The organism is Geothrix sp. SG200 (genome assembly GCF_022808935.1).
GTDB lineage: Bacteria > Acidobacteriota > Holophagae > Holophagales > Holophagaceae > Geothrix > Geothrix alkalitolerans.
Genome location: NZ_JAKZFR010000001.1, coordinates 256,182 through 276,074, shown reverse-complemented (window position 1 = coordinate 276,074; position 19,893 = coordinate 256,182). Strand labels below are relative to the sequence as shown.

Genomic DNA, 19,893 nt, shown 5'->3' with positions numbered 1-19,893 from the left:
GGAAGTGCCGATACTGGGCGAGCCAGCCAGAGATCGCCCTGAGGGGCCCGGGCAGGTGTTCGGAGACGACCGGCAGGTTCGTGGGGGAGGGTTCGGCCAGGGCCTGGACAGGCGGGTGGGCTCCACCCGGGCCGTTCAGGTCGTGCCCTGGGGTTCAGAGGTTCGTACGATTTTTGGAAGAAAATTTTAGTGCAATCAGATCATATTTGTATCACCATGGAACCCGAGGTGGTCCATGTCCCTCCTTCCCTTCACCCAGAAAGCCAACGACGCCCTGGTGGCCGCCCGAGAGCGGGCCGTGGCGGACCAGCACCCGGAGATGGTGCCCCAGCACCTGCTCCTGGCCCTGCTGGCCCCCGAGGCCGGGCTGCGCCCGCTGCTCGAGCGGGCCGGGCTGGCGCCCGAGGCCCTCCAGGGGCTGACCGCCGCCGCCGAAGAGCTCGTTTCGAAGCTGCCTCGGGCCGTGGGCGGCGCCGAACCCCAGGTGGGCCCCGCCTTCCGCCACTTCCTCGAAGTCGCCAGCGACACGGGCCGCGGGCTCGGCGACCGCTTCCTGGCCACGGACGCCCTGCTGCTGGCCCTCAGCAACGCCCACACGGACGCCAAGAAGGTGCTGGAGCGCTTCGGATTGGACCGGAAGACGCTGGAGGCCGCCATCCGCGAGACCCGCAAGGGCTCGAGGGTGGAGGACGAAAAGGCCGAGGAGAAGTTCGCCAGCCTGGAGAAGTACGCCAAGGACTACACGGCCCTGGCCGAGGCCGGCAAGCTCGATCCGGTCATCGGCCGCGACGAGGAGATCCGCCGCGTCCTGCAGGTGCTCTCCCGGCGCACCAAGAACAACCCCGTGCTCATCGGAGAGCCCGGCGTGGGCAAGACCGCCATCGTGGAGGGCCTGGCCCAGCGCATCCACAAGCGCGACGTGCCCGAGAGCCTGAAGGGCCTGCGGGTCATGGGCCTGGACATGGGCTCGCTGGTGGCGGGCACCCAGTACCGGGGCCAGTTCGAGGAGCGCCTCAAGGGCGTCATCGAGGAAGTGGAGAAGGCCGAGGGCCAGATCGTCCTCTTCATCGACGAGCTGCACCTGCTGGTGGGCGCAGGGGCGGTATCGGGCGGCATGGACGCCGCCAACCTGCTGAAGCCCGCCCTGGCCCGGGGCGAGCTGCGCTGCATCGGCGCCACCACCCTGGACGAGTACCGCAAGCACATCGAGAAGGACGCCGCCCTGGAGCGCCGCTTCCAGCCGGTGCTCGTGGACGAGCCCTCGGTGGAGGACGCCATCTCCATCCTGCGCGGCCTGAAGGAGCGCTACGAGCTGCACCACGGCGTGCGCATCCAGGACGCGGCCCTGGTGGCCGCCGCCCACCTCAGCCAGCGCTACATCTCCGACCGCTTCCTGCCCGACAAGGCCGTGGACCTCATGGACGAGGCCGCCAGCGCCGTGCGCATGCAGATCGACAGCCGCCCCACGGAAATCGATGTCCGCGAGCGCCGCGAAATGCAGCTGCAGCTCGAGCGGCACTCCCTGACGAAGGAGAAGGATGCGGCCAGCCGCGCGCGGCTGGCCGAGCTGGACAAGGAGCTGGCCGAGCTGAACGAGGAGCTGAGCAAGCTCCGGGCCCAGTGGGAGAACGAGAAGAAGGTCATCGAGGACACGCGCGCGCTGCAGAAGAAGCTGGACGACCTGCGCATCGAGCTGGACCAGGCCAAGACCAAGGGCGAGTACGAGCGGGCCTCGCGGCTCGAGTACGGCGAGATCCCGGCCCTGGAGAAGCAGATCGCGCTCAGCTCGCCCCGGGAGAGCGCCATGCTGCGCCTGGAGGTGGGCGAGCCCGACGTGGCCGCCATCGTGAGCCGCTGGACCGGCATCCCCGTGAGCCGCATTCTCGAGGGCGAGGTGGAGAAGCTCCTGAAGATGGAGGCCCGCCTCCAGGAGCGCGTGGTGGGCCAGGATCCCGCCTTGACGGCCATCTCAGACGCCCTGCGGCGGAACCGCGCCGGCCTGGGCGACCCCAAACGGCCCATCGGCAGCTTTCTCTTCCTCGGCCCCACGGGCGTGGGCAAGACGGAAGTGGCCCGGGCCCTGGCGGAGTTCCTCTTCGACGACGAGAACGCCCTGGTGCGCATCGACATGAGCGAGTTCACCCACGAGGCCGACGCCACCCGGCTCATCGGCGCGGCGCCGGGCTATGTGGGCTACGAGGAGGGGGGCCGCCTCACGGAGGCCATCCGCCGCCGCCCCTACGCGGTGATCCTCCTCGATGAGATGGAGAAGGCCCACCCGCGCACCTTCGACCTCTTCCTCCAGGTGCTGGAGGACGGCCGCCTCACGGACGGCCAGGGCCGCACGGTGAACTTCCGCAACACGGTGGTGCTCATGACCACCAACCTGGGCAGCCAGGCCATCTTCGACGCCGGCGGCGACGCCACCAAGGCCGACGCGGCGGTCAAGGCCGCCCTCCACGGCCACTTCCGGCCCGAGTTCCTGAACCGACTGGACGAGGTGGTGATCTTCCGGTCCCTGGATCAGGCCGACATGAAGGCCGTGGCCCGCATCCAGCTCAGGCGCGTGGAGGCGCTGCTGAAGGAGCAGCGGCTGGACCTGGAGGTGCCGGAAGAAGCGCTGGACTGGCTGGCGACGGAGGGCTTCGACCCCCACTACGGCGCCCGCCCGCTCAAGCGGCTCATCCAGCAGTCTGTCGTCAACCCGCTGTCCCGCCTCATCCTCCAGGGCCAGCTCCAGCCCGGCGGCCGGGCCCTGCTCTCAGTCCGCGACGGCCAGCTCCTGGTGGAGGGCGAGGCCGTCCAGTAGGCGCCCTCGCCCGGCAGCCTTCACCCCGCGCTGCGCTTGGGTTCAGGGGAGATGCGGGCAGAAAACGCCGCATCCGTGCGAAACTTGCCCCAGGCTTGGCCCCACCCGATGAGGCCCAGGTACACGGAGCCCGCGTGCCTCTCACCCCTCCCATCCCCATCTTGATCGTGGACGACGAGGCCGATCTCCGGAACCTCCTGGTGGAGGCCCTGGTGGACCACGGCTATGACGCGACCGGCGCCGAGGATGGCGCCCGGGCGCTGGAGCAGGTCCGCCAGAAGCATTTCCCGGTCATCTTCACCGACCTCAACATGCCGGGCGGACTGTCGGGCCTGGAGCTGCTGCGGGCCATCCACGAGGAGGACCCGCGCAGCCTCGGCATCCTGATGACGGGCTACGCGACCACGGAATCGGCCATCCAGGCCCTCAAGCGCGGGGCCTACGATTTCATCCAGAAGCCCTTCAAGCTGGTGGAGATCGAAGCCAGCCTGGGGCGCGCCCTGGAGCACTACCGGCTGCTGCGGGAGAACGAGGAGTACCAGCAGAACCTCGAGCGCATGGTGGAGGCCCGCACCCAGGAGATCCTGGGCCTGAAGAACGACATCGAGCGGCTCTTCGAAGGCTTCGTGAATGCCTCCGTGACCGCCATCGAGGCGCGCGATCCCAGCACCTCCGGCCACTCCAGCCGCGTGGCCGAGCTCACCGTGGGCCTGGCGGAGGCCGTGAACGGTACGCCCAACGGCCCCTACGGCCAGGTCCACTTCACGCCGGTCCAGATCCGCGAGCTCCGCTACGCCAGCCTGCTCCACGACTTCGGGAAGGTCGGCGTCCGCGAGCAGGTGCTGGTGAAGGCCAAGAAGCTGCCCCACGAGCGCCTGGAGAGCCTCTATCAGCGCCTCCACCAGCGTTCCGTCGAGTCGTTGCGGGATCGGGTCCTCGAGGCCTGGGGCCAGGGGCAAACCCTCGATGAGATCCAGCTCGAGGACCTGCTCCGCCGCCAGGAGGAGGAGACCCGGCGCATCATGGACCTGGTGCGGCGGAGCAACGAGCCCACGGTGCTGCCCCAGGAAGTGGCCCAGGAGCTGGACCGGCTGGAGGACCTCACCTACCAGCACTGGAGCGGGGATCGCCGGGTCCTCTTCGAACCCGACGACCTGGACCTGCTGCGGATCCCCAAGGGAAGCCTCTCCACCGAGGAGCGGGAGGAGATCGAGAGCCATGTCACCCACACCTACCGCTTTCTCACCCAGATCCCATGGACGAACGAGCTGGCCGGTGTGCCCGACATCGCCTACGCCCACCACGAGCGCCTGAACGGGCGCGGGTACCCGAGGCGCCTGACGGCACCGGATATCCCGGTGCAGAGCCGGCTCATGGCCGTGACCGACGTATACGACGCCCTCACCGCGGCCGACCGCCCCTACAAGGCCGCCGTGAGCCTGGAGCGCAGCCTGGAGATCCTGGACCAGGAGGCCAGGGCGAACCTGCTGGATGCCGAGGCGCTGCGCATCTTCATCGGGGCCCGGATCTACGAACGCACCATGGTGCAGGGGAGAACGGCCGTCTCATGACCGACGCCGACCCTCAAGGCCGACCCTCAAGGTAAGGTGGGGGAATGACCAGCCCGCAGCAGCTTCTCTGGACCGGCTTCCGAGGTCTCGACACCGCGGAGGTGGACCTTCCGTTCGCCCCAGGGGGGATCATCCTCTTCGGACGGAACCTGGACCCGGACCCCGGGGCGGGCCCCGCCCGCTGCCGGGCCCTCATCGATGGCCTCCAGGGCCGCTACGGACAGGACCTGCCGCTGGCCGTGGCCCTGGATCAGGAGGGCGGGCCCGTGAGCCGCCTGCGCCCCTGGGTGGGAGCCACCCCGCCCTTGCGGCTGATCTGGACCAGCGGCGGCGCAGAGGCCTGCGAGGCCTGGGGCCGCCTCTGGGGCGAGGGCCTCCGCCTGCTGGGCTTCAACGTGGACTTCGCGCCCGTGGTGGACCTCTGGGACGGCCACCCGGACGCAGGCATCGGCGACCGGGCCGCCAGCGGGGAGCCTTCCGAGGTCGCCGCCGCCGCCGGGGCCTTCCTCCACGGCCTGGAATCCACCGGTGTCCGGGGCTGCCTGAAGCACTTCCCCGGCCTGGGCGGCACGATCCTGGACAGCCACAAGGGCCTGCCCGGCCTGGAGGAGGCCGCCCAGGTGGATCGCAACGCCGCGGCCTTCCTCCCCCTCGCCCACGCGGACCGGCTGGTGATGGTCGCCCACCTCCGCACCCCCGCCTCGACCCCCCTGCCCGCCAGCCTGCACCGCGGCTCCGTGGCCGCCAACCCCTGGGGCATCCAGGGGCGGTTCCTCCCGGACGACCTGGAGATGGGCGGCTGCGCGGACTGGAGCTGGGACGACCGGGTGCGCTTGTCGCTGGAGGCCGGCCACCAGTGGCTGCTGGTCTGCCAGAGCCCCGAGGGCTGGGCCGCCTGCGCGGAGGCCGCGGACCGCCTTCCCGAGTCCCTGTGGGCCGCCCCTGTCCAAGCCGCCCGGGCCATGCGGCGCCACCTGCCCCCCGCCCCGCCCTTCGGGGCCGCGGCCTGGGACGGCTGGCTCAAGCGGCTCCGGAGCGCGGCCGAAAGGATCTGATGAGCGCCCGCGTCCTCATCGTCGACGACAACGCCATGATCCGGAACGAGATCAAGGCGGTGCTCATGCGCGATGGAGGCTTCACGCACTTCCTGGAGGCCGCGGACGGCCTCACGGCCTTCAAGACCATCATGGAGACGCCCCCGGACCTGGTGCTCTGCGACCTGGTGATGCCGGGCTTCGACGGCCTGAAGTTCCTCGGCCTCAAGGCCAGCCGCAAGGAGCTGGAGCAGATCCCCGTGATCATGCTCACCGCCGAGGACGACCTGGACCGCAAGGCCGAGATCCTGGCTCGGGGAGCTTCCGACTACGTCACCAAGCCCTTCCACGAGAAAGAGCTCCTGGCCAGGGTCCGCATCCACACCAAGCTCAAGCGCCTCCAGGACGAGCTCCGGGAGATGAATGCCCGCCTCGAAGGGCTGTCCGTCACCGACGCCCTCACGGGCCTGGCGAACCGGCGCCTCCTGTACTCCCGGCTGGAGGAGGAAGTGCGGCGCGCCCGGCGCACCAGGGTGCCGATCTCCGTCGTGATGATCGACATCGACCACTTCAAGAACGTGAACGACACCTACGGCCACGCCATGGGCGACCTAGTGCTGCGCAACATCGGGGCCCTGCTGAACGCGTCCATCCGGGCCACGGACCTGGCCGCGCGCTACGGGGGGGAGGAACTCACGCTGGTGCTTCCCTACACCGACGGCGCCGCGGCCTTCCAGGTGGCCGAGGGCCTGCGGGTGAAGATCGCCAACCAGGTTCACACCCTGGGCGGCACCGCCATCCAGAAGACCGTCAGCCTCGGCGTATCCTCCCGCGACGGCCAGGCCGAGATGCCTGGGGCAGAGGAGCTGCTGAGGCTGGCCGACGAGGCCCTCTACCGCGCCAAGCAGGGCGGCAGAAACCGGGTGGAACGGGCGGAGTAGGCGCCAGCCCTCAGCCCTCAGCCTTCAGTCTTCAGGAAATGATTCCTGATGCGCCGCCCAGCGGCGCATTGATGGTTAAGTTAGGCGCCGACCCAGCCGACGGGCCCAAAGGCAAACAAGAATGCGGCCCAGGAGGCCGCATCCTTTTCTCACTGAAGACTGAAGGCTCAGGACTGAGGACTGGAACCCTATTTCGCCGCCTTCCGCAGCGCCTCGATCTTGTCCGTGTTCTCCCAGCTGAACTCCGGGCGGCCGAAGTGGCCGTAGGCGGACGTCGCCCGGTAGATGGGCTTGCGGAGATCCAGGGCTTCGATCATGGCCTTGGGGGTGCAGCTGAAGACCTCGCGCACGGCGCGGACGATGGCCTCGTCCGACACCTGGCCGGTGCCGAAGGTGTCCACGGCGATGGAGACGGGCTCGGCCACGCCGATGGCGTAGGCCAGCTGGATCTCGCAGCGGTCCGCCAGGCCGGCGGCCACGATGTTCTTGGCGATGTAGCGGCCCATGTAGGCCGCGCTGCGATCCACCTTGCTGGGGTCCTTGCCCGAGAAGGCGCCGCCGCCGTGGTGGCCGCTGCCGCCGTAGGTGTCCACGATGATCTTGCGCCCAGTGAGGCCCGTGTCGCCCATGGGCCCGCCCACCACGAAACGGCCGGTGGGGTTCACGTGGAAGATGGTCTGCGCGTCCAGCAGGTCCTGGGGCAGGGCAGCCTTGATGACATCCTGGACCACTGCGTCGCGGATGCTGTTCTGGGTGATGTGCTCGTCGTGCTGGGTGGAGATGACGACGGTGTGGATGCGCTTGACCTGGTCCCCGTCGTACTCCACGGTCACCTGGGACTTGCCGTCGGGGCGCAGCCAGGGCAGCTCGCCGTTCTTGCGCACCTCCGCCAGCTTCCGGGTGAGCGAATGGGCGAAGTGCACGGGCGCGGGCATCAGCTCCGGCGTCTCCCGGCAGGCGTAGCCGAACATCAGGCCCTGGTCGCCGGCGCCGCCGGTGTCCACGCCCATGGCGATGTCGGGGCTCTGCTGGTCGATGGTGACCATCACGGCGCAGGTGGCGTAGTCGAAGCCCTTGATGTGGTGGTCGTAGCCGATGTCCTTCACCACGTCGCGCACCAGCGCGGCGACGGGGATGTAGGTCTCGGTGGTGATCTCGCCGGCCACCAGCACGAGCCCGGTGGTCAGGAGTGTCTCGCAGGCCACGCGGCTGCGAGGATCGTCCTTGAGGGCCGCGTCCAGCACGGCGTCGGAGATCTGGTCCGCCATCTTGTCGGGATGGCCTTCGGTGACGCTTTCGGATGTGAAGAGATGACGCCCCTGGGCGGCCATGCCTGACTCCTGGGAACTCCTCCGGACGATCTCGGAGGAAACGGAAAGTATATCGTGGGACCTCAGGTTCATACACCTTTCGGATGACGCGGGAAACCTTGCCATGCCCTAACCTGTGGGATTAAGGTGGGATGTTTCCATCCCCGCAGCGATTGCCCCCAAGCCCCCTCAGTGGAGGAACCCATGATTCTCTTCCGTCGTCCGGCGCTGGCCCTCACGCTGATGGCCGCGTCCATCCTGATGGTGTCCACCGCATGCAAGCGCGAGGATCCGCAGATCCGGGAACTGACCCAGAAGGCCGCTGAGGCCGACAAGGCCAGCCAGCAGGCCAACCAGGCCAGCGCGGAGCAGCAGAAGAAGCTGGCCCAGGCCGGCGTGAACGACATCCGGCCCAATGCCGAGACCCTCCAGCTCACCGACGAACAGAAGAAGGCCCTGGAAGAGCGCATCAAGAACGAGAAGAACAGCTCCTACCAGGCCCTCCTCCAGGAAGTGCTCGACAAGGACAAGGAGATCAAGGACCTCAACTCGAAGATCGCCAAGCTGAAGGCCGACCTGCCCAAGCCTGACATCGCCCGTCCCAACGACAGCCACTACGGCATGGCCATGCGCTTCCTCAAGAAGAAGGGCGTGTCCGAGGCCGAGGCCAAGAGGCTGGTGAGCCGCGTGGCCATCATGGAGAAGCTGGCCCCCGGCTTCGAGGTCTACCACTTCTACGCCAACGGCACCTACGGCACCTGGGTCTCCCAGGGCAAGGCGAAGATCACCCCCAACGACCTGATGCGCCAGGAGCGGGAGAAGATCGAGGGCGAGCGCGACGAGGCCGTGGCCCAGAACGAGAAGCTGCAGGAAGAGGTCACAGACCTCGAGACCCAGAAGCAGAAGATCACCGAGGAGATCGCCACGCTCCAGACCGAGCGCGCCAACCTGATCGACGAGCGCACCAAGCTGCAGGCCGACAACGCCTCCCAGCTCGCCAGCCTGAACTCCATCCACTACGTCGTCGGCAACCGCGACACCCTGAAGGCCGAGGGCGTCATCGAGATCCCCGTCTTCGCCAAGGACCGGGCCGGCAAGAACTGGCGCGACGAGGTCTTCACCCAGAGCCTCGACCTCCGCTCCGGCAAGACCATCACCATCAAGGCTTCCGAGGTGGGCCTGAAGAAGATCGGCAAGGTGAACGTGGTGCCGGGCTCCTACCTGAAGGACGAGCACTACAAGCTCACCATCAGCCCCGACAAGCAGACCGCCACCGTGGAGCTCATCACGGTGAGCCGCTTCAAGAACGACAAGGTCGTCTTCGCCGTCACGGACTGACCTACCCGAAGTCAACAAGGGGCCCCAACCGGGGCCCCTTGTTTTTGTGTGGCAATTCCACGCCGGGCCGCCTATCGTCATCAAACCAATCCAGGACCGATTCCACTTCAACCCCACCCATGAGGTGACGCGATGCTTTCACGCTTGAATCAGGCGCTCCTCGGAGCTTCCCTGCTGACGCTTCTGGCCTGCAGCAGCGGCGGGGACTCCAAGGCCCCCACGATCGTCACGGGCCCGGGCTACATGCCCAGCACCACCACGCCGGTCTTTGATCCGGCCAACGCGAACGTGCCCCTGCCGAACGTCCTGGCCACGGCCACGGCCGCGGACCCCCTGACGGGCCGGGCCCCGAACAAGCCCATGACGCCCCCCGAGGCCCTGGCCTACGTGAACCTCCATGAGATGGGCGGCACCAACGCCGTCTCCGGCCTGAACGCCCCGATCTACATCCAGTTCAACGCCGCCGTCGACGCCACCACCGTCACCGCCGCCAACGTCAAGGTCTTCCAGATCACGCCCGATGCCGCCGGCACCGAGAACAACCCCCTGGGCTTCGCGGACGTCTCCGGCCTGTTCACCTACCAGTACGCCGCTGGTGGTACCGACCTCTTCCTGTTCCCCAACTTCCCCCTGCTGCCTGGCACCCGCTACCTCTACGTGGTCACCAACCGCGTGAAGGACACCGCGGGCAAGCCGATTTCCGCCTCCCCCTACTTCGAGGCCCTCAAGTCCACCACCCCGCTCACCGGCTCCTTTGCCGCGCTCGAGCCCGTCCGGGCCAACGTCACCAGCGGCTCCACCATCGTCTTCTCCGGCTACGCCAAGGTGATGAACGACCTCATCACCGCCTCGGCGACCACCACCGTCGCCCAGCGATCCGACATCACGGTGATGGGCCGGTTCATCACCACGGGCGCCGGCTACATCGTGCCCAACCCCCTCGCCCCCAATACCCGCATCCCCGTGGAGACCGCCCTGCGCTCCTTCGCGGCCGGCGCCACCCTGGGCGGCCTGCCGGGCAAGACCTGGTCGAACGCCGTCAGCGTGACGGCCGTCTTCGACCGTGGCGGCACGAACCCCAGCCCTGACGCCTACTGGAGCGCCGTCATGGGCACCGCCACCGCGGCCCCCGCCAGCGTGGGCACGGTCATTCTCGGCACCATCAACAGCGGCGAGCTGTCCGTGGATCCCGTCGTCGTGGCCACCAACGCCTCCGTGGCCGGCGGCGACCTCACGGGCGTCACCGGCGCCTACAATCCGGCGGCAGGCGTGGTCCAGCCCTACCGCACGAGCGGTGCCCTCACCAGCTACTACCACGTGCCCCGCGCCATCCCCTTCGTCTACATCGCCCCGGCCGCAGGCTCCAACTGGCCCCTGGTGATCTACCAGCACGGCATCACCAGCCAGAAGGAGACGGTCATCGCCCTGGCTCCGACGCTCAGCGCCGTCGGCCGCGCCGTGGTGGCCATCGACCTGCCCCTGCACGGGGCCCTGGCCGTCCCGGCCCACCAGGTCGCCCCCGGGGACTCCGCCACGGTGAAGGCCCAGAAGTCCGCGGCCTGGGGCCAGGACTTCATGGCCATCGGCGCCCCGCTGGCCACCCGCTCCAACATTCAGCAGGCCGCGTTCAACCTGAACCGCCTGGAGCTCACCGTGGCCGCCGGCGGCTTCGCCGCCCTGCCCGCGCCGCCATCCGCCGCCGGCATCACCTTCGTCGGCCACAGCCTCGGCTCCATCGTCGGGACCTACTACCTGGCCGGGAACACCACCCTCGCCAGCACCGGCGCCCCCTACACGCAGGCCACGCTGGATGCGGACATGAAGGGCTACCTCAGCGTGCCCGGCGGCCGCACGGCCTACCTCATCCAGAACAGCCCCGCCTTCGGCCCCTCCGTGGATGCCGGCCTGGCGGCCGTGGGCATCGCCAAGAACTCGCCCACCTACCACCAGTTCTTCCTGGTGACCCAGACCATCGTGGATCCGGCGGATCCCGCCACCATGACCACGCCGCTGGCCGCGGGCCTGCCCAGCCGCCTCTCCAACCGCGTCTGCATCCAGGAATCCGTGGGTGACCAGGTCATCAGCAACCCCTACACCCGCTACCTGGGGAACGCCCTCGGCGGACGCGAGGTCCTCGGGTCCGTCGGCGCCGCGGTGGCCCCGGGCTTCAAGCAGCTGGCCTACACCGCTGGCGGAACCCCCAACCACGCCGCGGGCGTCCCGGCCCAGTTCATGTTCACGATCACCGGCGGCGCCCTCGCCCCGAAGGTGGCCAACGCCGCCATCACCGCCGCGGACACGGCCCCGACCCAGGGCTACTTCCAGTTCGACCAGACCGGCATCGGCCACAGCTCCCTGCTGGATCCCTCGAACCTGACCAACCTCATGCTCATCCAGAAGCAGATGCGCTACTTCCTGGGCATGACCGGCGTCAACCTCGTGGTGGATCCCACCCAGGGCGGCGCTGCCCTGCCCGTGGCCCCGCCCGCCTTCCCCGGCGTGCAGGTGCCCGCGCAGTACACCATCCTCGGCCACTGATCCCAGGGCCGCATCCAGGAGAGGCGGGGCTTCGGCCCCGCCTCTCCGTGTCTACCCTTCCAGCTCCGGGAAGGCCGCGAGCAGCTGCTGCCGCGCCTCCAGCAGCTCCGGCGCGGCGGGATCCCGGCGACGGCGGAAGCCCTGGATGGCCTGAAGGTCCTCGCCGGCGCGCTCGAGGGCCGGGAGGCCCAGGAGCACCACCAACAGGGCCAGGGGCGGGACCAGGGCGACGGGCCAACCCCATAGGCTGCCGGCCAAGCCGCCGAGAGCCACGGCCCAGAGAGGGTGCAGGAGGAGTCCCGCCAGCAGCTTCAGGGTGGCCGCCTGGTCGCCCTCGTCGGTGAACCGGCCCGCCACCCAGCCCACCAGGCGGTAGGAAGGCCAGAACAGCAGCGCCGGTGGAAGCAGCAGGGCCGCCAGCCCCAGCCGCAGGACGGCACCCGGCAGCCAGCGCCGGACCTCCGCACCCGGATAGGGATGCCCCACCTGATCGGGCCGGACCCCCTTGGCCCGGAGCCAGGCCTGGGCCCCGTGGACCCGGGCCTCCAGGGCAGCCAGGTCCTCCTCCGGCAGTGCGGCGAGGTGCGGCACCAGGGTCCGCACCCGGCGGCGCAGGACCTCCAGGTCCACGCGGCTGCCGGGCGCGTCCGTCAGGAGCCAGGCCACCTCCTGGGCCAGGGCCAGCACCCGCACCTCCTCATCATGGAGGGTGAGGGGCTTGAGGGCGGCCCGGATGCGGGCGGTCAGCTCCGCCACGGCCTCCGGGTTGGCCCCTCGCGGCGCAAGATCCCGCCAGGCCACGGGCTCGCCCACCCGCAGGAGGACGCTGTGGCGGAAGGTGGCACGGTCCCCGTAGACCAGGCCCGCGGGCACCAGGGCCACCGGCACGGGACTGGACAGGGCCATCCGGGCGGCGCCGGTCTTGAGGGGGGCCAGGTCCGCTTCCGAGTGGCTCACGCCCTCAGGGAACATGGCCACGGAGCCGCCTTCGGCCAGCACGTCGTGGACCTTCCGAAAGCACTGCTGGATGGTCTCCGGCGTGGCGCCGCCGTCCTTGGGCCGGGTTACGGGGATGGCCCGGAAGGCCGCAAGGAAAGGTCGCAGGGGCGCGAGCTTCCACAGCGTGGCCTTGGCCAGCCAACCCGCCCGGCGCTCCAGGAGGGCCCCCGCTGCCAGGGGATCCAGCAGGCCGTTGGGATGGTTCAGGAGGATCAGGCAGGGGCCCTGCGGCAGGTCCGGACCCTCCCGGCGAAGGGCGCGGAACCAGATCCGCCCCAGCAGCCGCGCGACCCGGCTGGCCGCCATGTCAGGCCTTCGCCGGGCGGTGCCGGGCCCACCAGAGGAACGCACCGCTGAGAACGATGGCCGGCAGGACAAGGGTGAGCGCCTGGGCCAGGGCATCGCCGCCGGACCGCCCGGCGGCGTGAAGCGCATCCGCCCGGCGACCCACCAGCTCGGGACTGATGGCGTCCCCCAGCAGGTGGATGAGGAGCACGTTCACCGCCACCCCCGTGGCCCGGATGCTGGCGGGCAGGCTGCTGACCGTGAGGGCGTTGACCGGGCTGGTGTTCACGAAGAGCAGGAACATGCCCGCGAAGAACAGGGCATAGGCCGTCCCCAGGTGGCCGGTGGCCAGAGCCCAGGCCACCACCGGCGCCGAGGCCACCAGGGTGAGGCCCGAGATCCCGGCCCCGGCATCGGGCCAGCGCTTCTGCCAGCGGTCCGTGAGCCAGCCGCCCAGGAAGGTCCCCAGGATGCCCGTCACCACCGCCAGCGCCCCGAAGACGAGGCCCGCCCGGGCGGTGGACACGCCAAACCGGCGCTGGACCAGCGTCGGCCCCCAGGTGCTGAGGCCTCCCATGGCGAAGGTGTAGGCCACGTAGCTGGCGGTGCAGGCCAGCCAGATCCGATTCCGGAAGACGTGGCCCAGGCGCCGCAGATAAGGCTCCCCGGCCTCCTGGTCCCCGCCTTCATCCATGGCCCCCCGCACGGGATCCAACTGGAAGGCCATCCAGAGGGCGAGAAGCAGGCCCGGCAGACCCGCCACCAGGAAGGCGGCCCGCCAGCCCCAGGCCCCTGCCACCAGGCCGCCCAGCCCATAGCCGAAGGCACTGCCCACGGGAATGGCCAGGTAGAACCAGGTGAAGGTCCGGGCCCGGTCCGATTCGTGGAAGCCGTCCGCCAGCATGGCCGGGCCCAGGCTGGCATAGGCGGCCTCACCCACCCCCACGAGGGAGCGCGTCACCAGCAGAGCCGGGTAGCTGTGGACGAAGGCCGCGCCCACGGTGGCCAGGCTCCAGAGCGCGACGCCCCCGGCCACGAGGCGGGGGCGGTGGAACCGGTCGGCCAGATAGCCGAAGAGCGGCGCGGCGCACATGTACACCGCGATGAAAACGAAGGTCAGCCGTCCGAGCTGGGCGTCGGACAGGTGCAGTTCCCGGCCGAGGGGCTCGAGGATCGCCGCCACGACGTACCGGTCCAGGTAGTTCACCAGGTTGATGCCGGTGAGCAGCAGGAGCAGCCGTCGGGCGGCGGTCATCTCGTGGCGCGGCGGGTCAGGCTACTTCTTGGGGGCCGCGGGCTTGGCGGCGGGCTTGGGCGCGGGCGCCGCGGGCTTGGCCGCGGGGGCGGCGGCAGTCTCGCTGGCGTCCAGCCGCTTGGCCACCTCGGCAGTAAAGCCCCTCATCCACTCCTGGTCGGCCCAGGAGAGGACCTGCACGGCCTGATCCGAGAAGACCATCTGGAGCTTCTGCTCCTTGGCCAGCTGCTCGACGATGGGGCCCGCCAGCTTGGTGATGGCCTCGCCCACCTTCTTCTCCACGCGCTGGTACTCCTGCTGGCTGTCCTCCTGCATCTTCTTGGCCTCGAACTCCAGGTCCCGGTACTTCTTGGCCAGGGCCTCCTTCTTGTCGGGGTCGATGCTCGGCGAGTTCAGCTGCTGCTGCAGGGTCTGCAGCTCCTGGCCCTTGGCCTGGAGCTTCTCCTGGAGGTTCTTCCCGGTGATCTCCAGCTCAGAGAAGATGGCGCCGGCCTTCTTGGAGATGCGGACCAGCTGGTTGATGCTGAAGAAGGCGAAGCGGGGAGCCTCCTGGGCCGCGGCGGGCGCGGCGAGGGCGGCGGACAGGCACAGGGCGGCCACGGACGGGGCGAGCAGGCGCATGGGGGATCTCCAGGGCGAAAGAGCCATTGTAGCGTGGGACGGGGCCCCTCGCAGGAATCAGAAGGTGGTGCCGATGGAGAACTGGAAGTCGTTCCGGCCCTCCGTATCGAAGGGATACGGATTCAGCTTCCGGGACCAGATCAGGCGCAGCGGGGCCGGGCTGATGGGCAGGAAGAACCGGAACTCCAGGCCCGCCGAGCGCAGCAGGGTCGGATTGGTGTAGGAGTACTCGTTGTTGCGGAGGTCCTTGTAGGTCACCGTGTCCTTGCTGAAGACCTTCGTGCCGCTGCCCCAGGCGTTGCCCGCGTCGTAGAAGAAGACGAGTCGGAACTGGTCGGCGATCTTGAACTGGTACTCGAAGTTCGCGATGAACTGCTTGTTGCCGCCCACCACCACGGGCTGGCCGTAGTTGTCCAGGAGGACGCTGCCCACCTGGCCGTAACGGTAGCCGCGGATGCTGTTCTCGCCGCCGGGCCGGTAGAGGTCGTAGAGCGGGAGATCGTCGCTGCCCATGTTCTGGAGGTAGCCGTAGCTGAGGTTGGCGGCGAAGATGTGGCGGTCGCCGATATTGGCGAATTTGGCGAAATCCCAGGTGGCGCGCAGGAAGGGCTTGTCGCCCCCGAACTGCCAGCCGCCGTATTCCAGGCCAAAGGACACCCGGGTGCCCTGGGTGGGCTTGAACTGGTGGTTCACCGTGCTGTAGGACAGGCTCTGGCTGAAGGTGGACGTCAGCTGGTTGCCCATGTCCCGGAAGTAGTAGTTCCGACCGCCCTCGATGCGGATGAGCCGGAAGCTGTAGCCCATGGAGTAGGTGGTGAAGAAGGCCCAGGGCTGGTTGGGGAACCAGTTGCTCAGGCGGGCGCCCACGGACACGCCGAGGCTGCGGGTGAACTGCTTGTAGGCGTTGGCGATGCCCACGCGGGAGGCGTCGTAGTCCGCGGACCCGTTCGACACCGAGGTCGAGAACGAGTACGGCAGGTCGAAGACGAAGGGCTCCGTGAAGCCCACCGAGATGTTCTTCGAGAACTTGCCGCCGTTGTAGCTGACGGACAGGGTCTCGCCGCCGCCGCCGAGGTTGCGGGTGGAGAAGCTCACGCCCAGGGAGAAGCCGAACAGCGACCCGTAGCCGCCCTGGAAGAGCAGTTCGTTGACGCCGGCCTCCTCGCCGCGGATCACCACGTCCACCTGGGGCTTGTCCGGCACCAGGTCCACCTTGGGCTCGGAGTTCTTCACGTCGAAGAAGCTCAGCTGGCTGATGCCCAGCAGAGAATCCTTGAAGAAGTCCGTGCGGAAGAGGTCTCCCTCCTTCAGCATCATGCTGCGGCGGAGCACCTTGTCCTTGGTGGTGAGGTTGCCTTCGAACTCGATGCGCCGGACTGTGTACTGCTCGCCCTCGTCCAGCTTCAGGAGGGTATCCACCTTCTTGACGCCGTTCTCTTCGCGGATGTCGAACTTCTTCTCCGCGCGGAAGAGGATGTAGGCCTGGTTGCTGTAGGCCTCCTTGAGCTTGTCCACGGTCTGGTTCACCGCGTCCAGGTCGAAGGGCACCGGCTTGGCGCCGGGTTTCGGAGCCTCCAGCGACGGCCGGATGTTGAAGAACTTCTTGAGGAAGGAGTGGTTGTCCCGCTTCACCTCCGCGTACTTCATCGGGTAGTAGGTGTCGCGGAAGAGCTTGCCGCCCTCGGCCTTGAAGGTCCCCTCGAAGAACTGCTCGCCCTCGAGGATGGGAATGGTGAGGGTGGCACGGAGGTCGTACTTGGGGGACTTCGCCTCCTTGATGCGCTTCTCGTTCTTCTTCTTCTGCTTCTCGGTGGTCTTGTCCTCCACCTCGATGACCGGCTTGCCGACGAAGACATCCTTGTAGCCCAGCCGCCAGTAGGCCTTCTTGAGGTTCTCCAGGTCCTCTTCCATGTTCTTGTCCACCAGCAGGTCGTGCGTGGTGAGCCAGCTGAACATCCAGTGCCGGCGCGTCTTCTTCATGACGCTCCGCAGCTGGGCGCTGGAGAACACTTTGTTCCCGCGGAATTCCACGCGGTAGATCTTGGCCTTGCCGCCTTCCTTGATGTCGAAGACCAGGCGGGCCACGCCCGGGCCCATGGGCTCGAGGGTGATGTCCACCACCGGGTTCCGGAATCCCTTCTCGCCGGCCTGCTCCACGATCTGGTTCTTGATCTTGCGGGCGGCCTCCGGGTCGTAGACCGTGTCCGGGTTGATGGTGAGCTTCTTCTCCTTGATCTTGTCCTTGATGTTGGTGATGCCCACCTCGGTGCCGCCGCGGTAGTCGATCTCCTTGATCAGGGGGCGCTCCTTGATCCGGATGACCAGCTTCTTGCCGCCCGGGGCGTCCTCCACCTCGAGCTTGACGTCATCGAAGGAACCGCTGGCCCAGAGCTTCCCCATCACACCGCTGAAATCGATGTTCCTGAGGTCGTCGCCCACCTTCACGCCCGACTTGAAGATCACCGTCTCGGCGGTCTGCTTCTGGGCGCCGATCACCTCGATCTTGACGATGGGTTCGATGTCCTGGGCCGCCAGGGAGAACGAGAACCCCGCAGCCAGCAGCAGGGGAAGCACGCCGCTCCACCACCGGGGCTGAGTCCGGTTCCACTCCATGTTCCGCTGCGTCATTCAGGCGCTCCGACCAGATGGGTTTCCTGGCCAGCGGCCACGTCTCCGGAATCAGACAGGGTGGGGACGAGCTTCTCGCCCACCAGATCGAACTTCACGAGTCCCGAGGGCACCGTGTCCTGGCCCACCATCAGCTCGGCGAGGGGGTCCTCCACCTGCTTCTGGATGGCCCGCCGCAGCGGCCTCGCCCCGTAGGCGCGATCCCGCAGGGTGGTCTTCACCAGCCAGTCGCAGGCGGCATCCGTGAGGGACACGGAGAGCTTGTGCTTCTGGAGGGTGACGTTGAGATCCTCCACCAGCAGGCGGACGATCTTGCGCAGCTCGTCGTCGCCCAGGCGGTTGAACACCACGATCTCGTCGATGCGGTTGAGGAACTCGGGCGGGAAGGTCCGCTTGAGCACCTTCATGGCGTCGCCGGACTTCGCGTCGGGACGGGCGTCCTGCTCGACAAAGCCGAGGTTCTTCTCCGCCAGCAGCTCCCGGCTGCCCACATTGGACGTCATGATGATGATGGTGTTCTTGAAGTCCACCAGGTTCCCGAAGGCGTCCGAAGCCTGACCATCGTCAAAGATCTGCAGCAGGATGTTGATCAGGTCGGGATGGGCCTTCTCGATCTCGTCGAAGAGCAGGACGCAGTACGGATTCCGCCGGATGCGGTCCGTGAGCATGCCGCCCTCCTCGTAGCCCACGTACCCCGGAGGGGCGCCGAGTAACTTGGAGACCTCGTGCTTCTCCATGTACTCGGACATGTCGAAGCGGATCATCTTCTTGGCGTCGCCGAACAGGAAGGCCGCCAGGGTCTTGGCCAGCTCGGTCTTGCCCACGCCCGTGGGGCCCAGGAACAGGAACGAACCCATGGGCCGGTTGGGATTCTTGAGGCCCGTGCGGGCCCGGCGCACGGCGCGGGCCACGGCGCTCACCGCCTCGGGCTGGCCGATGACGCGCTCGTTGAGCTTGGGCTCCATGTTCACCAGGTTGGCCTTCTCGTCGCCCTTGAGGGCCTTCACGGGAATGCCCGTCCAGCTGGCCACCACGTCCTCGATGTCCTGCTCGGTCACTTCGGGGAAGCGTGCGTAGTCCTCGTCCGTCAGCTCGCCCCGGTCCTTCTGGAGCTCCTCGCGCAGCTGCAGTTCCTTCTGGCGGAGCAGCACGGCCTTCTCGAAATCGCGGCTGAGGACCGCCTCGTTCATCTCGTTGATGACCCGGTGCAGCTCCTCTTCGTGGGACTGGCCCTCGGCGTCCTGGCCGCCGGGCCCCACGCGCAGCTTCACCCGGGCGCCGGCCTCGTCCAGCAGGTCGATGGCCTTGTCGGGCAGGAAGCGGTCGGTGATGTAGCGGTTGGACAGGTAGACCGAGGCTTCCATGGTCTTCTGGGCGTAGCGCACCCGGTGGAACAGCTCGTAGCGGCTGCGGATGCCCTCGATGATGCGCAGGCTCTCGGCCTCGTCCGGGGGGTTCACCGTCACGGGCTGGAAGCGCCGCACCAGGCTGCGGTCCTTGTCGATGTACTTGGCGTATTCCTTGTGCGTGGTGGCGCCGATGCACTGGATCTCGCCCCGGCTGAGGGCCGGCTTCAGGATGTTGGCGGCGTCGAGGCTGCCCTCGGCGGCGCCGGTGCCGATGAGGCTGTGGATCTCATCGATGAAGAGCACCACGCTGGGATCCTTACTGGCCTCGGCGATGATGGACTTCAGCCGCTCCTCGAACTGGCCGCGGTACTTGGTGCCGGCCACCACGAGGCTGAGGTCCAGCGCGTAGATGCGCTTGTCCACCAGGCTGGGCGGGACCAGACCCTCATAGATCTTCTGGGCCAGGCCCTCCACGATGGCGGTCTTGCCCACGCCCGCCTCGCCCAGCAGGATGGGGTTGTTCTTCCGGCGCCGGCTGAGGATCTGGATGATGCGCTCGACCTCCTGCTCGCGGCCGATGAGGTTGTCGAAGATGCCCCGCTCGGCCATCTCCGAGAGGTTGCGCGCGAACTCGGAGAGGAGCGGGTGCTCCTTCTTCTTCTTCGCGATCTTCTCCTCCTTGGTGCTCTCCAGCAGGATCTCCTTGGCGGCGATGAGGTCCGCCCCCGCCTCGATCAGGAGCCGGCCGGCCAGGCAGCCCTCCTCCTTGAGCATGCCCAGCAGCAGGTGCTCGGCCCCCACATGCTTGTGGTTGAGCTTGGCGCTCTCCGCCGTGGCGTGCTGGAGGATGCGCTTGACCTCCTCCTCCATGGGGATGTCGATGCTGGTGCTGCTGGGGGTGATCTTCTTGTCCCGCGGAGTCAGGGCCGCCACCAGGCGCTCGCGCAGGGCGCTCACGTGCACGCCCATGCGCTCGAGCAGCTGGGTGCTGGTCTTTTCCGACTCCCGGAGAAGCCCCAGCAGGAGGTGGCCGCTCTGGATGCTTTCCGCACCGAACTGGCTCGCCTCGTAGCGGGCGAAGAACATCACGCGTCGTGCTTTTTCGGTGAATTTTTCGAACACGGGACACCCTTTCGGGTTAGGTGCGGATCGCCCTTACGGGGGATTGGATGGCTCCGAAGCCGGGATGGTTCCGGGGCGGCCTACCAGGGTAGC

Annotated in this window: 12 protein-coding genes; 6 read left to right on the top strand and 6 right to left on the bottom strand. The window is 68.2% G+C overall.

Annotated elements, in window-relative coordinates:
• Positions 1–235 precede the first annotated feature (235 nt).
• From ML539_RS01215 to ML539_RS01200, 4 genes are all read left to right on the top strand, one after another.
• Complete coding sequence (locus ML539_RS01215) at positions 236–2,809, top strand: AAA family ATPase (RefSeq protein WP_243319873.1); 2,574 nt, start codon at positions 236–238, stop codon at positions 2,807–2,809.
• 134 nt (positions 2,810–2,943) lie between these two features.
• Positions 2,944–4,380, top strand: a complete 1,437-nt coding sequence (locus ML539_RS01210) for an HD domain-containing phosphohydrolase (protein WP_243319872.1) — start codon at positions 2,944–2,946, stop codon at positions 4,378–4,380.
• 44 nt (positions 4,381–4,424) lie between these two features.
• Positions 4,425–5,435: a glycoside hydrolase family 3 N-terminal domain-containing protein gene (locus ML539_RS01205; protein ID WP_243319870.1), complete on the top strand. Its 1,011-nt coding sequence runs from the start codon at positions 4,425–4,427 to the stop codon at positions 5,433–5,435.
• The gene (locus tag ML539_RS01200; protein ID WP_243319868.1) at positions 5,435–6,355 is read left to right on the top strand and encodes a diguanylate cyclase; all 921 of its coding nucleotides are present in this window, start codon (positions 5,435–5,437) and stop codon (positions 6,353–6,355) included. The genes ML539_RS01205 and ML539_RS01200 overlap by 1 nt, the downstream gene beginning before the upstream one ends.
• Before the next feature lie 188 nt (positions 6,356–6,543).
• On the opposite strand, the gene metK is transcribed toward ML539_RS01200, so the two are convergent.
• The gene (gene metK, locus ML539_RS01195) at positions 6,544–7,686 is read right to left on the bottom strand and encodes a methionine adenosyltransferase (RefSeq protein WP_243319866.1); all 1,143 of its coding nucleotides are present in this window, start codon (positions 7,684–7,686) and stop codon (positions 6,544–6,546) included.
• Between the two features lie 183 nt (positions 7,687–7,869).
• Between metK and ML539_RS01190 the strand changes: the two genes are divergently transcribed.
• Together ML539_RS01190 and ML539_RS01185 are read left to right on the top strand one after the other, a co-directional pair.
• A complete protein-coding gene (locus tag ML539_RS01190) occupies positions 7,870–9,003 on the top strand; it encodes a hypothetical protein (protein WP_243319864.1) in 1,134 nt (377 codons plus the stop codon).
• Between the two features lie 132 nt (positions 9,004–9,135).
• The gene (locus ML539_RS01185) at positions 9,136–11,541 is read left to right on the top strand and encodes an Ig-like domain-containing protein (protein WP_243319862.1); all 2,406 of its coding nucleotides are present in this window, start codon (positions 9,136–9,138) and stop codon (positions 11,539–11,541) included.
• A 51-nt stretch (positions 11,542–11,592) separates the two neighbouring features.
• On the opposite strand, the gene ML539_RS01180 is transcribed toward ML539_RS01185, so the two are convergent.
• The 5 genes from ML539_RS01180 to ML539_RS01160 are packed head-to-tail and all read right to left on the bottom strand — an operon-like array spanning position 11,593 to position 19,800.
• The gene (locus ML539_RS01180) at positions 11,593–12,846 is read right to left on the bottom strand and encodes a 1-acyl-sn-glycerol-3-phosphate acyltransferase (protein WP_243319859.1); all 1,254 of its coding nucleotides are present in this window, start codon (positions 12,844–12,846) and stop codon (positions 11,593–11,595) included.
• 1 nt (position 12,847) lies between these two features.
• Positions 12,848–14,080: an MFS transporter gene (locus ML539_RS01175; protein WP_243319857.1), complete on the bottom strand. Its 1,233-nt coding sequence runs from the start codon at positions 14,078–14,080 to the stop codon at positions 12,848–12,850.
• A gap of 21 nt (positions 14,081–14,101) precedes the next feature.
• Positions 14,102–14,701 carry an OmpH family outer membrane protein gene (locus tag ML539_RS01170; RefSeq protein WP_243319855.1) on the bottom strand — a complete coding sequence of 200 codons (600 nt, stop codon included), beginning with the start codon at positions 14,699–14,701 and terminating at the stop codon, positions 14,102–14,104.
• A 57-nt stretch (positions 14,702–14,758) separates the two neighbouring features.
• Positions 14,759–17,329, bottom strand: coding sequence for an outer membrane protein assembly factor BamA (gene bamA, locus ML539_RS01165; RefSeq protein WP_243319853.1), 2,571 nt, complete (start codon positions 17,327–17,329; stop codon positions 14,759–14,761).
• Entirely contained in the window at positions 17,326–19,800 is a 2,475-nt protein-coding gene (locus ML539_RS01160) for an ATP-dependent Clp protease ATP-binding subunit (RefSeq protein ID WP_243319851.1), read from the bottom strand. The genes bamA and ML539_RS01160 overlap by 4 nt, the downstream gene beginning before the upstream one ends.
• Between the last annotated feature and the right edge of the window lie 93 nt (positions 19,801–19,893).

Excerpts from the sequence above, each read along its gene's own strand:
- ML539_RS01215 (WP_243319873.1), top strand. The coding sequence starts at position 236 with ATGTCCCTCCTTCCCTTCACCCAGAAAGCCAACGACGCCCTGGTGGCC.
- ML539_RS01205 (WP_243319870.1), top strand. The coding sequence starts at position 4,425 with ATGACCAGCCCGCAGCAGCTTCTCTGGACCGGCTTCCGAGGTCTCGAC.
- ML539_RS01200 (WP_243319868.1), top strand. The coding sequence starts at position 5,435 with ATGAGCGCCCGCGTCCTCATCGTCGACGACAACGCCATGATCCGGAAC.
- metK (WP_243319866.1), bottom strand. The coding sequence starts at position 7,686 with ATGGCCGCCCAGGGGCGTCATCTCTTCACATCCGAAAGCGTCACCGAA.
- ML539_RS01190 (WP_243319864.1), top strand. The coding sequence starts at position 7,870 with ATGATTCTCTTCCGTCGTCCGGCGCTGGCCCTCACGCTGATGGCCGCG.
- ML539_RS01185 (WP_243319862.1), top strand. The coding sequence starts at position 9,136 with ATGCTTTCACGCTTGAATCAGGCGCTCCTCGGAGCTTCCCTGCTGACG.
- ML539_RS01180 (WP_243319859.1), bottom strand. The coding sequence starts at position 12,846 with ATGGCGGCCAGCCGGGTCGCGCGGCTGCTGGGGCGGATCTGGTTCCGC.
- ML539_RS01175 (WP_243319857.1), bottom strand. The coding sequence starts at position 14,080 with ATGACCGCCGCCCGACGGCTGCTCCTGCTGCTCACCGGCATCAACCTG.
- ML539_RS01170 (WP_243319855.1), bottom strand. The coding sequence starts at position 14,701 with ATGCGCCTGCTCGCCCCGTCCGTGGCCGCCCTGTGCCTGTCCGCCGCC.
- bamA (WP_243319853.1), bottom strand. The coding sequence starts at position 17,329 with ATGACGCAGCGGAACATGGAGTGGAACCGGACTCAGCCCCGGTGGTGG.